Below are 12,291 nucleotides of genomic sequence, written 5' to 3'. Positions count from 1 at the left end.
GTACTACAATTATGCGGCGTCTAGCACTCTCTGACTGAGCACCCGCGCCGGCCCCGACGGCTGAATTGCTATTGTATGCTCAAAGTGGGCTGAAAGGCTACCGTCTGCCGTCACCGCCGTCCACCGATCCTCAAGCACACGCACCGCACTGCCACCCATGTTGACCATCGGCTCGATCGCCAGAACCATCCCGTACTGTAGACGCGGCCCCTGACCAGCCTTCCCGTAGTTGGGCACTTGAGGTTCTTCATGAAGTTGACGGCCGATACCATGGCCGACGAACTCCGTTACGACTGAATATCCAGCTGCTTCAACATGGCGCTGTACCGCATAAGAAATGTCGGTAAGCCGATTACCGACTACCGCCTTTTGGATACCCAGATCAAGAGCTTCTTGCGTCACCTGAATCAATCGAGCAACAGACTCACTGGTTTCGCCGACCGCCACAGTGACTGCAGAGTCACCATAAAACCCGCCGACAACCGCCCCCAAGTCTAGACCGATGATATCGCCGTCCTTCAGTTTCCGTTTTGAAGGAATTCCATGAACAACCTGTTCATTGACTGAAGCGCAGAGAGTCTTCGGGTAGCTGCGGTATCCCTTGAATGCTGGGATAGCCCCGCGGTCACGTATGGCTTGCTCTGCGATACGGTCAAGATCCTCCGTGGTCACGCCAGGCCTCACGGCATTCCTGACAACTTCTAGCGCTTCAGCAACTACTCGCGACGCCTGAGCCATCACATCAATTTCAGCAGGCGTCTTCAGAATGATCATACTTTCTTAAACGGAGTCAGCAGTTTCGTTAAATTCTGATACACCGTCTCGACCGCGCTGGCTCCATCTAGATGAGTCAAAAGACCCTTCGAATCGTAGTACGCAATCAATGGCAAGGTTTGCTCTTCGTAAACCCGCAACCGCGTCTCAATCGCATCCCGCTTATCATCGCTGCGTTGCACGAGCGCTTCCCCACACCGATCACAGCAATCACTCTTCTTCGGAGGCGCAAAATCCACATGAAAAGTGGCCTGGCATTTTGGGCAACTCCGCCTACCACTGAGGCGACGCACGACATCTTCACGTGACACTTGAAAGTTGATCACACGATCGAGACGAATATTACGCTGTGAAAGAACATGACCCAATTCTTCAGCCTGCGGCACAGTCCGTGGAAAACCATCAAGCACGAAACCGTTGGCGCAACTTGGATCGCTCAGCTTGTCACGCACCAATCCGATGACGACAGAATCAGGAACTAACTTTCCCTGATCCATGTAACTCTTGGCATCTTTCCCAAGAGCAGTCTGGGCCCTGACAGCTTCTCGCAGCAAATCACCGGTCGAGATTTTGGCCACTCCATATTGGGCAGCAACCTTTTCAGCCTGCGTGCCCTTCCCTACTCCAGGGGCCCCAAGAAAGACCAGCTGCATCGCCGATTACCCATTCCTGCCGCGCAATGGAGCCATCCCTTTGCCGAGAAAACCCTCATAATTACGCATCAGCATATGGGACTCGATCTGTTGGGCCGTATCCAGCCCTACTCCGATTACGATCAAGAGTGACGTACCGCCAAAATAGAACGGGACGTTCATCTTATAGATCAAAAACTCAGGGATAACGCACACAATGGCGAGATAGATAGCCCCCGCGAATGTGATCTTCGTCAGTACATTGTAGATGTAATCAGACGTCCTCTGCCCAGGTCGAATGCCGGGCACAAATCCCCCATACTTCTTCATGTTGTCAGCCATATCAACAGGATTTAGAACCACGGCTGTGTAAAAGAAACAGAAGAAGAGGATGAGCCCGACGTACATGAGCGTATAGAGCAAGGATCCTGGCGCAAGCTGTGAGCCAATCGCCTTCACCCAAGGAGTTTCGAAGAAGCCGGCAATCGTTGCAGGAAATGCGATAATCGACGAGGCAAAGATCGGAGGGATGACGCCAGCCGTATTGATCTTCAACGGAATATGCGTGCTCTGCCCACCAAAGACACGGCGCCCCACGACGCGCTTCGCATACTGAACAGGAATCTTGCGTCGGCCACTCTCAAGAAACACAATCGCAGCCACCACGGAGACCATCAACACAGCAAGGGCAACCAACAATATAATATTGAGCTGCCCGACCTTGTAGAGATCGAAGGTCTGAGCCACCGCCGCTGGAAGACGGGCTACGATTCCCGAGAAGATGATGAGTGAAATTCCATTGCCGATCCCGCGCTCAGTAATTTGCTCGCCGAGCCACATGAGAAAACCGGTACCGGCCGTGAGCGTAATGACCGTCATCAGACGAAATGCCCATCCTCCGTTCAACACGAAGGCGCCTTGATTCATTTGCTCAAGACCGATCGCAATACCAAACCCCTGAATCAGCGCGATTACGATCGTGCCAAAGCGGGTGTACTGGATGATTTTTTTGCGACCACGCTCTCCCTCTTTCGCAAGCTTGGAGAGATGCGGGACCACCACGGTGAGCAATTGAAGAATGATGGACGCACTGATGTAGGGCATAATGCCCAAGGCGAAAATCGTCAGCCTAGAGAGAGAGCCGCCTGAGAAGATGTCCAGAAATCCGAGCAGCGCGCCACCCTGCTTCGCCAAGAAATCAGAGAGTGCGTCGCCATTGATCCCAGGAGTAGGAATGTGAGCGCCCACTCGATAGACAACAAGCATCCCAAGCGTAAACAGGACACGGGTCCTCAGCTCAGGAATCTTAAAGATATTCTGGAAGCTGGTAAAAAGTCGCTCAAGCACCGCCGATAACCTCGACTCGACCACCGGCAGCTTGGATCTTGGCCTTGGCGGATTCGCTGAATTTATGCGCCTGAATGACCAACGGCTTGGTCAGCTCTCCGTTCCCCAAAATCTTAATCTGCAAGCGCTTGCGCTTGACCAACCCCGCATCAACCAATGCCTGCGGCGTCACAGTTGAAGGACCAGTCCAGGTTTCAAAGCTCTTGAGATTCAGAACGTTATATTCGGTCCTAAATGGGTTCGTAAACCCAAACTTCGGCAGACGACGGACCAATGGCATCTGACCGCCTTCAAAACCGGGCCTCTTGCCTCCGCCGGAACGCGCCTTAATACCCTTATGTCCCTTTGTAGCGGTCTTTCCATGACCAGATCCTGGTCCACGGCCGATTCTCTTCCGCTTTTTCTTCGCACCCCGTGCCGGGGATAGATCGTGCAAATTCATGGTTTCCCCACCTCAAGCAGATAACCCACCTTTTTAATCAAACCACGAACCTGTGGGGTATCAGGATGAACCGCTGTTTGTCGAATGTGGCGGAGGCCAAGCCCACGCAACACAAGCCGATGCGTCTGGGGCGTCCCAATCGGGCTCCGCCGCAAAGTCACCCGCACGGCCGGAACAGTAGACTTCGCTGCCTTGTCAGTTTTTGCAGTAGCCATTACGCACTCGCCCTTTCAAGTCGCTCCCCGGCAGCTGCTCGTCGAAGCCTGAGCACTTCCTCAGGATTACGTAGCTGACTGAGGCCCGCCAACGTGGCTCGCACAGTATTGAATGGATTGCCGCGGCCGAGCGTCTTGGCAATGATATTGTGCACACCAACCGCTTCAACGACGGCTCGCACAGCACCACCGGCAATAATACCGGTCCCGTCGACGGCTGGCTTCAAGAGGACATGCTCCGCACCAAACAACCCATGCACATCATGGGGGATCGTCCCTCCCTTAAGCGAGACATGCACGAGATTCTTCTTCGCCTGTTCGACAGCTTTGGAAATCGCCACCGGCACTTCTGCCGCCTTACCTTTTCCAATACCGACCCAGCCATGGCCGTCTCCGACCACTACCAGAGCGCAGAAATTAAATCGCTTGCCGCCTTTCACAACCTTGGCCACTCGGTTGATGAAAACGACCTTGTCCTTCAGGTTCAATTCGTCTGGATTAACTCGCACGCAATCCCTCTCTTCTTCCTTCCCGCCCGAAACAGGCAGGACTCACAGGAGTGAGCGTTCTAAAACTGAAGTCCACCCTCACGCGACGCTTCGGCGAGGGCTTTAATGCGACCATGATACATACGTCCACCGCGATCAAACACAACGGTCAACACATTGGCCGCCTTCGCCCGATCAGCCAACAGCTTTCCGACCGCCTTTGCGGCCTCCATGCTGCCGGTAGACTTCAACGTCTTCCTCAGGTCTTTATCAAGCGACGAGGCGGCAACCAAAGTTGAGCCGTTCAAATCGTTGATCACCTGTGCATAGATATGCGAGCGGCTTCGAAACACATTGAGCCGTGGGCGCTCGGTGGTCCCAATTACACGCTTGCGAACGCGCTGTCTTCTTTGCTCGAGTTGTCTTGATTTTTCTGCTGTATTCATCGTCGCCCCTATTTCCCCGTCTTTCCTTCTTTCTTACGCAAGACCTCGCCCATAAAACGGACACCCTTTTGCTTGTACACATCGGGGGGCTTGATCGCACGCAAGTTTGCCGCTACCTGACCGACCAATCGCTTATCGAAACCTTTGACATTGATGAGGGTCTGCTTGTCGACTTTGACTTCGATCCCGGCTGGAATTTGAAAGAGTACGGGATTGATATAGCCAACATTGAAGCTCATCGTCCGGCCCTGGAGCGCCACCTTGTAACCGACCCCTGTGATCTCCAGTGAGCGCTCATAACCCTTTGAGACTCCCAGAACCATATTGCTCAATTCGGCACGAGCCAAGCCATGGAGAGCCCGAACATTACGGTCTTCACTCAAGCGATTGACGAGCAGCTGCCCATTCTCAACCACAGCGCCAAGCCCCTGCTCAAGCGGCCAATCCATTTTCCCAAGTGGACCCTTGATCGAGACCTTGGGTCCCACTACTTTCACTTCTACTCCCGCAGGAATAGCAATCGGCATTTTCCCAATCCGCGACATGTTCTCTTCCTTGTCCTTTACGCTGCTACCAGACTGAGCACAATACTTCACCGCCCAGGCCATTCTTCCGCGATTCCTGGTCGGTCATGATTCCCTTAGAAGTCGACAGGATCGCCATGCCGATTCCATTTCGGACTTTGGCGATATCCTTGCTGCCAACGTACACGCGACGCCCAGGCTTGCTGATCCGCTGTAAGCCTGTGATCATTGGCTGCCCCTCGTTGACATAGCGCATCTGCACCGTAAACACCGGATGCCCATCCTGCACAGCATCAGCAATGTCATGGACATAGCCCTCTTGCTTGAGCAGCTCAAGAATGGCCCGCTTGAGCTTGGAGGCAGGGACAGACACTGTATCGTGACGGCGCTGCGAACCGTTTCTGAGTCGAACAAGAAGATCACTAATTGGATCAGTCAACATGCTATTCCCTTTTCTTTCCAGTCCTAATGTCTCAGAGCTGCCGCTACTACCAACTAGACTTGCGCACACCAGGGATATCCCCGCGGAGGCTCAAGAGGCGGAAACAAATTCTGCACATATGAAAGCGAGTTAAAAAGCCACGCACCCTACCACACAACGGGCACCGATTGTACGACCGGCACGAAAACTTTGGCTTTTTTGCCGCTTTATTCCGTAGCGCTAAACGTGACACATGAACTCCTTCTGCTCAGTTACGTGCGTAAGCCAGAAACCTCTATGCCCGGAACGGCATCCCGAGATGTTTCAGCAAGGCCTTCCCTTCGTCATTCGTCTGTGCTGTCGTGACTATCGTGATATCCATACCATGAATGGAGGCCACTTCGTCATACTTGATTTCAGGGAATATCAACTGCTCTTTGACCCCTAAGGTATAGTTGCCGCGACCATCGAAAGCCTTCGGCGAAACACCACGGAAATCTCGAATGCGGGGCAATGCCAGAGTGACGAGCCGATCGAAAAATTCATACATGCGACGGCTTCGCAATGTGACCTTCGCGCCGATCGGGAGTCCCTGCCTGAGCTTGAATCCGGCGATCGCCTTCTTCGCTCTGGTAACGACGGGCTTCTGGCCCGTAATCGTGCCCAATTCGGTGACCGCGCTCTCAAGCAACTTCACGTTTTGAATGGCTTCTCCCATTCCGACGTTGAGCACGATGCGCTCAAGCTTGGGAACCTGCATCACATTTTTATACCCAAACTCTTTCATGAGTGCCGGGATCACCTTCTCCTGATAGGCATCACGGAGTCGCGGCTTAAAACTCGACTCATGACTATTCTCGTCTAGCTGCTTAGGCGCAGCCTCCGCGTCCTTCTTTGAGGACTTCCGCTCGGAGGGTTTACCTGCCTTACCTTTTTCAACCTTCGCCATTCCGTGCTCCTCAGACTACTCGAAAGTCTCGTTCGATTTCTTACTGAACCGTGCCCGTCGACCATCCTCAAGCCTACGAATCCCCACACGGGTCGGCTTTTGCGTCACGGGACAAACATACATGACATTGGAGATCGCCAACGGAGCTTCCCGCTCAAGGATTCCACCTTGCTTGACCTTTTGGCTCGGCTTAGTATGGCGCTTGATGATATTCAGCTTCTCCACAATCACCTTACCGGCCGTCAAGTCCACAGAAAGGACCTTCCCGGACTTTCCGCGCTCACGCCCCGTGATCACGACCACCGTATCGCCTTTTCGAATTCTGCTTTTCCGAAGTGCTTGCACGACAACCCCCACCACGTGTCCCTACAGCACTTCAGGTGCCAGGGAGATGATCTTCATGAATTTCTTCCAACGCAATTCACGTGCGACCGGACCGAAAATGCGCGTCCCGATCGGTTCCCCTTCTTTGTTGATCAACACACAGGCATTGCGATCAAACTTGATGTAGGAACCGTCCTCACGTCGAACTTCCTTGGTGGTCCGGACAATCACCGCACGACTGACATCGCCTTTTTTGACGCTGGCATGCGGGATAGCCTCCTTCACCGCGACGACCACGATGTCACCCAAGGACGCATACCGACGACGCGTCCCTCCGAAGACATGGAAGCACATCGCCTGCTTCGCACCGGAGTTATCTGCCACATCCATATAGCTATAGTTCTGAATCATGCTAGCGGTCTTTCCTTACCTTAGAGTCACAACCACATCAAACTATTCTGCTCGGCCCTTCTGAATCACTTCAACCACTCGCCAATGCTTGTCTTTGCTGATCGGTCGCGTCTCAACCATGCGCACACGGTCGCCGATCTTACAAACATTCTGCTCGTCATGCGCCTTAAACTTCGAGATTCTCCGCAGGACCTTGCGATACAGCGGATGCGTCACTGAGCGTTCAACGGAGACCACCACGGTCTTGTTCATCTTATTGCTCAACACACGGCCGACCCACTCACGCTTCTTGACTGCATCAGACATAATCTGAACCCCTTACCCTTTCGTCTCAGCCTGAGAGACTTCCTGCAAAACGGTCTTTACTCGAGCGATCTCACGCTTGGTCTTCCTGATCTGCATCGGATTTTCCAGCCTTCCGGTGCCAAGCTGAAAGCGCAAGTTAAACAACTCCTGCACCAACTGCTTTTCTTTTTCGACCAACTCCGGGGCCGTCAACTGCCGCAACTCTTTCAGATCCAACGCCATGTCACCTACTCCTCGAACCGCTATGAGACCTAATTAAAATTCACCCCGGGCAACACACTTGGTGGCAACCGGCAACTTGTGCGATGCGAGCCGAAACGCTTCCTTCGCCACATCCAACGGAACGCCATCCATTTCGTACAAAATGCGACCAGGCTTCACCACGGCTACCCAATACTCAGGGTTTCCTTTACCTTTACCCATGCGAGTTTCCGCCGGCTTCTTGGTAATCGGCTTATCCGGGAAAATTCTTGTCCACACCTGCCCGCCGCGCTTGACAAAGCGGGTAATGGCAATACGTGCGGCTTCAATCTGCCGGCTGGTCACCCATCCAGGCTCGAGTGCCTTGAGGCCAAATTCACCCAGAGTAATCTGACCGCCGCGATAGGCCTTCCCACGCATACGGCCCTTCTGCATTTTTCTAAACTTGACTTTCTTTGGCGCTAACACAATGCGTTCTCCTTACCCGAGCCGCCGTTCGAGGAATGAATCTGACTTGACCGGTTGAGCTGGCAGCAACTCTCCCTTGAAGAGCCACGTTTTCACACCGATCTGTCCCATCGTTGTATGCGCTTCAGCGAAGCCATAATCGATATTGGCGCGAAGCGTATGAAGCGGAACCCGACCTTCGCGGTACCATTCGGTGCGAGCGATTTCCGCCCCACCAAGACGCCCAGCCACCATAATTTTAATTCCTTGCGCCCCAAGCCGAAGAGCAGATTGCACACTGCGCTTCATGGCCCGTCGGAAGGCTACACGCTTTTCAAGCTGGGTGGCGACATTCTCACTAACCAACTGAGCATCGAGTTCAGGCTTCTTAATTTCCTTCACGGTGATATAGACCTGTCCACCGTACTGCTTCTCAAGATCCGCCTTCAGCTTATCGACCTCAGCACCCTTTCGCCCGATAATGATGCCAGGACGAGCCGTATGAATAATGACACGAGTCTGGTCGCCAGAACGCTCAATCTCAACCTTGGAAACACCGGCGTGAAAGAGCCTTGCCTTCACGACCTTTCGAATCTTGATATCCTGGTGAAGAAGCTTGGCATAGTCCTTCCCCGCATACCACCGAGAATTCCAGGTGATGTTGTAGCCTAGCCGGTACCCGATTGGATGTGTTTTCTGACCCATAAAATCTTGCCTCAGTCTGCTCTAGCTAGATTGTGATCGTTGTTACGCTGACTTCTTCGACTCGCCGACCGATGGCGCGGCGACAACCACAGTAATATGACTCGTGCGCTTATGAATGGAATTTGCGCGACCTTGGGAACGAGCCCGAAAACGCTTTAGCGTAGGACCGCCGTTGACAAAAGCCTTCGAAATCACCATCGATTCACTATCGCCCATTTCCTTCTGTTCGGCATTCGCCACCGCTGAGCGGAGAATCTTCTCCACGACACGAGCCGCCTGGCGGGGAGTAAGCTTTAACATGGCGAGCGCCTGAGGAACCTGCTGACCGCGAATCATGTCAATGACCGGCCGAGCCTTCCGAGGAGCCACCCGAACAAATCTGAGAATCGCACGTGCTTCAGTCATGTCCTTATCCTTTACCCAATCGCTGAGCGGGCGCCAATCTGACCGACAGACTACTTGAGCGCAACAGCCTTTTCAGTCTTCGCCTGACCGTGGCCCTTGAAAAACCGAGTCGGAGCAAACTCACCGAGTTTGTGCCCCACCATATTTTCCGTCACAAAGACTGGGATAAACTTCTTCCCATTGTGCACGGCGAGCGTGTGCCCAATCATGTCGGGAATCACGGTCGAACGACGCGACCAGGTCTTAATAATCTTCCGATCTTTCGTCTCATTCATATGCTCAACTTTCTTCAGCAAATGATCATCGACGAAAGCGCCCTTACTGATTGATCTAGCCATTGCGTACCCCTGACTTACGTCTCGCGATAATGAACTTGTCCGTCTTCTTGTTCTTTCTCGTCTTGTAACCCTTGGTCGGCTGCCCCCAGGGAGAGACCGGATGAGGATTACCCTGACCCGACTTACCTTCGCCTCCACCATGTGGATGGTCGACCGGGTTCATGACGACGCCACGGACGTGGGGACGCTTCCCCTTCCATCGAGTACGGCCTGCCTTACCCACGCTCACGTTTTCGTGATCGACGTTCCCGACCTGACCAACCGTCGCCATGCACGCCGACAAGACCTTACGCATCTCGCCGGACTTCAAACGAATCTGGACATAGTCCCCATCTCGCCCCATGACCTGCGCAGATCCTCCAGCACTTCGAATAAGCTGACCGCCCTTACCAACCTTCAATTCGATATTGTGGATGGTCGTTCCCAACGGCATACTTGAGAGCGGAAGCGCATTCCCTGGGCGAACCTCCGAGTTGACCCCAGACTGCACCGTCAAGCCAACAGCCAAGCCAACTGGGGCGAGAATATACCGCTTCTCACCGTCGACATAGGCCAGCAAAGCGATACGCGCAGAGCGATTCGGATCGTACTCAATCGAGACCACCTTGGCAGGAATCCCAACCTTATCGCGCTTAAAATCGATCTTGCGATAGAGCCGCTTGTGTCCACCCCCACGGAAACGCACGGTCGTCCGGCCATCCGTATTGCGTCCACCGCTTCGATGATGGAAAGCCGTCAGAGACTTTTCAGGCTTCTTCTTTGTCAAGTCTTCAGTCGTGACGGCGGTCATTCCGCGACGCCCTGCAGACGTTGGCTTATATGTTTTCAATCCCATGCGAAGTCCTACCTTCCCTCAACCCTAAGCGCTCTCGTACATTTCAAGCTTTTCGCCCTTTTTCAACGTGACGAATGCCTTCTTCCAATCAGATCGCTTGCCAGAGAAACGGCCAAGGCGCTTGACCTTCCCCAACACATTCATCACATTGACTCGCTCAACTTTCACCTTCAGCAAAGTCTCGACGGCCTGCTTAATCTGCACCCGATTCGCATCGGGATGAACGATAAATCCAACCGTATTCGTCGTCTCACGAATCGACGTCAGCTTCTCCGTCAACAACGGCTGCACCAGCACTGCATGCATATCCAGCTTCATGACCACACCTCTGTCACACGGGCAAGCTCTCGCTCATGAATCACGACCACGCCAGCCCGAACGACGTCATAGACATTCAGCTGATCCGCGCTGACCACTTTAACGGAAGACAGATTACGAGCCGCCTGGAGCATTGCGACTTGTGTATCCGCCGCCACCAACAAAGCCGTCTCTCCCAATCCAAATTGGTCCAGCGCCTTCGCCAACAACTTTGTCTTCGGCTGCTCAAGCGCGAAATCCGAAACCACAATGACTTTTCCATCGATCAATTTAGCCGACAATGCGCTTTGCAACGCTGCCCTGTACTTCTTTTTCGGCATCGTATAGGCGTAGCTTCGGGGCTTCGGTCCAAACACGCTCCCGCCATGACGCCACACAGGCGACCGAACCGAACCAGCCCGAGCTCGGCCCGTGTGCTTCTGCTTCCATGGCTTCTTGCCGGAACCACTGACTTCGCCGCGACGCAGCGTTGAGGCCGTTCCCTGGCGCTCACAAGCCCGCTGCATGACGACAGCTTCGTGAACCAAAGACGCGCGCGGCTCACACCCGAACACCGCCTGCGGCAAGTCAACCGTCCCAACTTTCTTACTGTGCAAATCTACGACATCGACCGTGGGCATGTCCTAACCCTTCTTCGACTTTCTGACGACAATAAGACCATTCGTCGCACCGGGAATAGCACCGCGAACGAAAAGCAAATTTTCTTCAGGCCTTGAATCCACAACTTTCAGCCTTTGGACCGTGACACGCTCAGCACCCATGTGCCCCGGAAGAGTCTTTCCCTTCCAGACGCGTGATGGGTACGAACTGGCACCCATGGAACCGGGGTGACGATGAAACATCGAACCATGAGATTCAGGACCGCCGGCGTAATTATGGCGCTTTACAACTCCCTGAAACCCCTTACCCTTCGAGATGCCCACGACATCAACCCAGTCACCCTTCTTAAACATGCCGACCGTGACGGATTCACCGACCGTAACATCTCCAACCTTCTCAAACTCACGAAGCACTCGGCTGGCTGGAGCTTGCTGTTTTTTCAAGTGCCCCAACTCTGCCTTGGACAGCTTTCGCTCCTTCACTTCCCCGTACGAGAGCTGAACCGCCTCGTAGCCATCGCGTTCTTTGGTCTTGATCGTGACGACGCGGCATGGGCCAGCCTCAATCACCGTGACAGGCGTCAGACGGGTCTCGTCAAACACCTGCGTCATGCCTAATTTCTTCCCAAGCAACCCGTTTGTCATCTCGTTCAACCCTTCAATCAAACCCGATGTCACAACTTGATTTCGACGTCCACTCCAGCAGCAAGATTCAACTTCATCAGTGAATCCATCGTTTCAGGAGTAGGCTGCATGATATCGAGAAGCCGTTTATGTGTCCGCATCTCAAACTGCTCGCGGGACTTCTTATCAACGTGCGTCGATCGCTGCACGGTAAATTTCTCGATCTTGGTTGGCAAAGGAATAGGACCGACAACTTTCGCCCCGCTCCGCCTGACCGTCTCGACGATTTCCGCCACTGATTGATCGAGCACACGGTAGTCAAATCCGCGCAACCGGATCCTGATTCTTTGATCAACCTTCACGCTCAACTCCCCATTCTATCGGCTAAAAAAACTGATCTACGCCAGAATCTCGGTGACCACGCCGGAGCCGACCGTCTTGCCGCCCTCGCGCACCGCAAAGCGGAGCCCCTGCTCCATGGCGATCGGGCTGATCAATTCACCCGTCACACTCACGTTATCCCCCGGCATGACCATTTCC

25 protein-coding genes are annotated in these 12,291 nt (G+C 53.7%); all 25 read right to left on the bottom strand.

The features are described from left to right. Positions 1–9 precede the first annotated feature (9 nt). Positions 10–774, bottom strand: a complete 765-nt coding sequence (map, locus tag Q7U39_16640) for a type I methionyl aminopeptidase (GenBank protein ID MDO9119589.1) — start codon at positions 772–774, stop codon at positions 10–12. Then, positions 771–1,427: an adenylate kinase gene (locus Q7U39_16635; protein ID MDO9119588.1), complete on the bottom strand. Its 657-nt coding sequence runs from the start codon at positions 1,425–1,427 to the stop codon at positions 771–773. Before Q7U39_16635 ends, map begins: the two co-directional genes overlap by 4 nt. A gap of 6 nt (positions 1,428–1,433) precedes the next feature. Next, positions 1,434–2,753 carry a preprotein translocase subunit SecY gene (gene secY / locus Q7U39_16630; GenBank protein ID MDO9119587.1) on the bottom strand — a complete coding sequence of 440 codons (1,320 nt, stop codon included), beginning with the start codon at positions 2,751–2,753 and terminating at the stop codon, positions 1,434–1,436. Then, positions 2,746–3,195 (bottom strand): 50S ribosomal protein L15, encoded by a 450-nt coding sequence (gene rplO, locus Q7U39_16625; GenBank protein MDO9119586.1) that lies wholly within the window; start codon positions 3,193–3,195, stop codon positions 2,746–2,748. The genes secY and rplO overlap by 8 nt, the downstream gene beginning before the upstream one ends. Further along, on the bottom strand, positions 3,192–3,410 hold the full coding sequence (gene rpmD, locus Q7U39_16620; protein ID MDO9119585.1) for a 50S ribosomal protein L30: 219 nt from the start codon (positions 3,408–3,410) through the stop codon (positions 3,192–3,194). Before rpmD ends, rplO begins: the two co-directional genes overlap by 4 nt. Further along, positions 3,410–3,919 (bottom strand): 30S ribosomal protein S5, encoded by a 510-nt coding sequence (gene rpsE / locus Q7U39_16615; protein MDO9119584.1) that lies wholly within the window; start codon positions 3,917–3,919, stop codon positions 3,410–3,412. The genes rpmD and rpsE overlap by 1 nt, the downstream gene beginning before the upstream one ends. A gap of 59 nt (positions 3,920–3,978) precedes the next feature. Then, the gene (gene rplR, locus Q7U39_16610; GenBank protein MDO9119583.1) at positions 3,979–4,344 is read right to left on the bottom strand and encodes a 50S ribosomal protein L18; all 366 of its coding nucleotides are present in this window, start codon (positions 4,342–4,344) and stop codon (positions 3,979–3,981) included. Between the two features lie 8 nt (positions 4,345–4,352). Next, the gene (rplF, locus tag Q7U39_16605; protein ID MDO9119582.1) at positions 4,353–4,889 is read right to left on the bottom strand and encodes a 50S ribosomal protein L6; all 537 of its coding nucleotides are present in this window, start codon (positions 4,887–4,889) and stop codon (positions 4,353–4,355) included. A 25-nt stretch (positions 4,890–4,914) separates the two neighbouring features. Further along, on the bottom strand, positions 4,915–5,310 hold the full coding sequence (gene rpsH / locus Q7U39_16600; protein ID MDO9119581.1) for a 30S ribosomal protein S8: 396 nt from the start codon (positions 5,308–5,310) through the stop codon (positions 4,915–4,917). A gap of 46 nt (positions 5,311–5,356) precedes the next feature. Further along, positions 5,357–5,542, bottom strand: coding sequence for a type Z 30S ribosomal protein S14 (locus tag Q7U39_16595; protein MDO9119580.1), 186 nt, complete (start codon positions 5,540–5,542; stop codon positions 5,357–5,359). A gap of 42 nt (positions 5,543–5,584) precedes the next feature. After that, positions 5,585–6,238, bottom strand: a complete 654-nt coding sequence (gene rplE, locus Q7U39_16590) for a 50S ribosomal protein L5 (protein ID MDO9119579.1) — start codon at positions 6,236–6,238, stop codon at positions 5,585–5,587. A gap of 15 nt (positions 6,239–6,253) precedes the next feature. Beyond that, a complete protein-coding gene (gene rplX / locus Q7U39_16585; GenBank protein MDO9119578.1) occupies positions 6,254–6,583 on the bottom strand; it encodes a 50S ribosomal protein L24 in 330 nt (109 codons plus the stop codon). 21 nt (positions 6,584–6,604) lie between these two features. Beyond that, positions 6,605–6,973 carry a 50S ribosomal protein L14 gene (gene rplN, locus Q7U39_16580; GenBank protein ID MDO9119577.1) on the bottom strand — a complete coding sequence of 123 codons (369 nt, stop codon included), beginning with the start codon at positions 6,971–6,973 and terminating at the stop codon, positions 6,605–6,607. A 42-nt stretch (positions 6,974–7,015) separates the two neighbouring features. Next, entirely contained in the window at positions 7,016–7,279 is a 264-nt protein-coding gene (gene rpsQ / locus Q7U39_16575) for a 30S ribosomal protein S17 (protein MDO9119576.1), read from the bottom strand. Between the two features lie 12 nt (positions 7,280–7,291). Beyond that, positions 7,292–7,501: a 50S ribosomal protein L29 gene (gene rpmC / locus Q7U39_16570; GenBank protein MDO9119575.1), complete on the bottom strand. Its 210-nt coding sequence runs from the start codon at positions 7,499–7,501 to the stop codon at positions 7,292–7,294. A gap of 33 nt (positions 7,502–7,534) precedes the next feature. Further along, positions 7,535–7,948: a 50S ribosomal protein L16 gene (gene rplP / locus Q7U39_16565; GenBank protein ID MDO9119574.1), complete on the bottom strand. Its 414-nt coding sequence runs from the start codon at positions 7,946–7,948 to the stop codon at positions 7,535–7,537. Positions 7,949–7,960: 12 nt separating this feature from the next. Further along, a complete protein-coding gene (gene rpsC, locus Q7U39_16560; protein MDO9119573.1) occupies positions 7,961–8,632 on the bottom strand; it encodes a 30S ribosomal protein S3 in 672 nt (223 codons plus the stop codon). 42 nt (positions 8,633–8,674) lie between these two features. After that, entirely contained in the window at positions 8,675–9,037 is a 363-nt protein-coding gene (rplV, locus tag Q7U39_16555; GenBank protein MDO9119572.1) for a 50S ribosomal protein L22, read from the bottom strand. Between the two features lie 50 nt (positions 9,038–9,087). Further along, a complete protein-coding gene (gene rpsS, locus Q7U39_16550; protein ID MDO9119571.1) occupies positions 9,088–9,375 on the bottom strand; it encodes a 30S ribosomal protein S19 in 288 nt (95 codons plus the stop codon). Beyond that, on the bottom strand, positions 9,368–10,210 hold the full coding sequence (gene rplB / locus Q7U39_16545) for a 50S ribosomal protein L2 (GenBank protein ID MDO9119570.1): 843 nt from the start codon (positions 10,208–10,210) through the stop codon (positions 9,368–9,370). The genes rpsS and rplB overlap by 8 nt, the downstream gene beginning before the upstream one ends. Before the next feature lie 24 nt (positions 10,211–10,234). Beyond that, positions 10,235–10,528 (bottom strand): 50S ribosomal protein L23, encoded by a 294-nt coding sequence (locus Q7U39_16540; protein MDO9119569.1) that lies wholly within the window; start codon positions 10,526–10,528, stop codon positions 10,235–10,237. After that, positions 10,525–11,148 (bottom strand): 50S ribosomal protein L4, encoded by a 624-nt coding sequence (gene rplD, locus Q7U39_16535; GenBank protein ID MDO9119568.1) that lies wholly within the window; start codon positions 11,146–11,148, stop codon positions 10,525–10,527. The genes Q7U39_16540 and rplD overlap by 4 nt, the downstream gene beginning before the upstream one ends. A 3-nt stretch (positions 11,149–11,151) precedes the next feature. After that, positions 11,152–11,772, bottom strand: coding sequence for a 50S ribosomal protein L3 (gene rplC / locus Q7U39_16530; protein MDO9119567.1), 621 nt, complete (start codon positions 11,770–11,772; stop codon positions 11,152–11,154). A gap of 29 nt (positions 11,773–11,801) precedes the next feature. Further along, a complete protein-coding gene (rpsJ, locus tag Q7U39_16525) occupies positions 11,802–12,113 on the bottom strand; it encodes a 30S ribosomal protein S10 (protein ID MDO9119566.1) in 312 nt (103 codons plus the stop codon). A 36-nt stretch (positions 12,114–12,149) separates the two neighbouring features. After that, on the bottom strand, positions 12,150–12,291 hold a 142-nt coding region (gene tuf / locus Q7U39_16520; protein ID MDO9119565.1), incomplete at its 5' end, for an elongation factor Tu.

This window comes from Nitrospira sp. (assembly GCA_030653545.1).
Lineage (GTDB): Bacteria > Nitrospirota > Nitrospiria > Nitrospirales > Nitrospiraceae > Nitrospira_D.
Note: the sequence above shows the minus strand (reverse complement) of the source record. Positions and strands in the feature narration are given on the sequence as shown.